This is a genomic window from Mesorhizobium sp. M7A.F.Ca.US.002.01.1.1, assembly GCF_004022955.1.
GTDB lineage: Bacteria > Pseudomonadota > Alphaproteobacteria > Rhizobiales > Rhizobiaceae > Mesorhizobium > Mesorhizobium ciceri.
In genome coordinates, this window is record NZ_RZQE01000787.1 from 1 (window position 1) to 1,757 (window position 1,757).

At 63.7% G+C, this 1,757-nt stretch carries 3 protein-coding genes; all 3 read right to left on the reverse strand.

The annotated features are described in order from the left end of the window. The coding region (locus EN932_RS35420) for a trypsin-like peptidase domain-containing protein (RefSeq protein WP_206619022.1) at nt 1-488 on the reverse strand (488 nt) is incomplete at its 3' end. Nucleotides 489-615: 127 nt separating this feature from the next. Further along, nucleotides 616-804 carry a DUF2065 domain-containing protein gene (locus tag EN932_RS35425; protein WP_013531032.1) on the reverse strand — a complete coding sequence of 63 codons (189 nt, stop codon included), beginning with the start codon at nt 802-804 and terminating at the stop codon, nt 616-618. Between the two features lie 6 nt (nt 805-810). After that, nucleotides 811-1,737 carry a protease modulator HflC gene (locus EN932_RS35430; RefSeq protein ID WP_245483392.1) on the reverse strand — a complete coding sequence of 309 codons (927 nt, stop codon included), beginning with the start codon at nt 1,735-1,737 and terminating at the stop codon, nt 811-813. Nucleotides 1,738-1,757 lie beyond the last annotated feature (20 nt).

Below are 1,757 nucleotides of genomic sequence, written 5' to 3' on the forward strand. Positions count from 1 at the left end.
ACCTTGAGCACGGCGACATCGGTCTTGGTGTCGGTGCCGACCAGCGTCGCCTTCAAGGTGACGCCATCGGAGAAATTGACCTCGATGTCGTCGGCATCGGCAATGACATGGTTGTTGGTGACGACGATGCCTTGCTCGGCATCGATGACGAAGCCGGAGCCCAGCGACTGCACCTTCTGCGAGCCGTTGTCCTTGTCACCGCCGCGGTTCTTGAAGAAATCGTCGAAGAAATCCTGGAAGGGCGAACCTTCGGGCAATTGCGGCATCGGCACCGCGCCCGGGCCTTCGGTACCCTTGACCGTCTGCGAGGTCGATATGTTGACCACCGCGCCGAGCAGGCCTTGCGCCAGATCGGCGACCGAAGCGGGCCCGTCGGCGGCAAATGTCGGCGCCGTGAAGGACGGGACAGCGACGGCGCTGACAAGAAGTGCCGCCGCGCCGGTGATGAATGTCCGCCGCGCCGCGCGCAAAATTGTTTTGGATGTCATCGAGAAGCCTCCCGGTATTCTTGAAAAGAAAAGCGCTTCGACGAAAACGCCGCGTCACGCCATGTTGGCAAAAAATACGGCACGTTTGCGGCTATGACTATCGGCAGAGGATAAATCATCGCCGCCCTCATGCGCCTCGTACCAGCCAGACGATGCCGACGCCGATCGCGATCGCCGCCAGCCCGGCAATCCGCAGCGCGTTCTCGGGCAGCGACAGCACTTCGGTGGCAAGCTTCCTGGCCAGGCCGGGAAAGCCGCCATAGACCAGACCCTCTATGACGAGGACGAGGCCCATGGCGGCAAGAAAATCCTGCACCGGCCGCTACTGGCCGGTGCTGGGCTGTGCCGCCGGCGCGGCGGGTGCCGTCGCCGGAGCGTTTGGCGCAGGCGAAGCCGGCTTTGCCGGTCCCTCGCTGCCGTCGGGATTGCGGAAGAAGCGGAAGAACTCCGAGTTCGGCGACAGCACCATCGTCGTTCCGGTGTTGTCCAGCGCCGTGCCATAGGCATTCATCGACCGGTAGAAGTCGAAGAAAGCCGGATCGCGCTGATAGGCTCCCGCGAAGGTGGCGCTGCGCTGGGCCTCGCCCTCGCCGCGCAGGATTTCCGACTCTTTTTGGGCTTCGGCGACGATCTCGACCACTTCGCGATCGGCGCGGGCGGTGATGCGCTGTGCCGCCTCATTGCCGCGCGCCCTCAGCCGGGCAGCTTCCGCCAGGCGTTCCGCCTTCATGCGGTCGAAGGTCTGCTGCGAGACTTCGGCCGTGAGATCGGTGCGGCGAATGCGGACATCCTCGATCTGCAGGCCGAGCGATGTGGCATCGGGCCTGAGCTGGTCGCGGACTTCGCGCATCATCACGCCGCGCTCTTCGGAGAGTGCTGCCTCGAAATCACGCAGACCATAGACACGGCGCAAGGCAGCGTCGAGACGCGTCCTGAGCCGGGCCTCGGCCAGTTCGATCTGACCGGACACCGCGGCGCGGAAGACCCGCGGATCCGAGATGCGATAGGCGATGAAGGCATCGACCTCATAGAACTTGCCGCCCGAGACCTGGACGCGAATGTTGTCGAGATCGAAGCGCAGCACCCGGTTCTCGATCAGCTGCACGGTGTCGGCGTCGAAGAACGAGAACGGCGCCTTGAAGTAGATGCCGGGTTCGCTCTTGACGTCGACAATCTCACCGAACCTGAGCACCAGCGCCTGCTGGCGCGCATTGACCACGAAGACCGACGAATAGAGCAGGAACAGGATAACCGCTGCTGCGACGACGA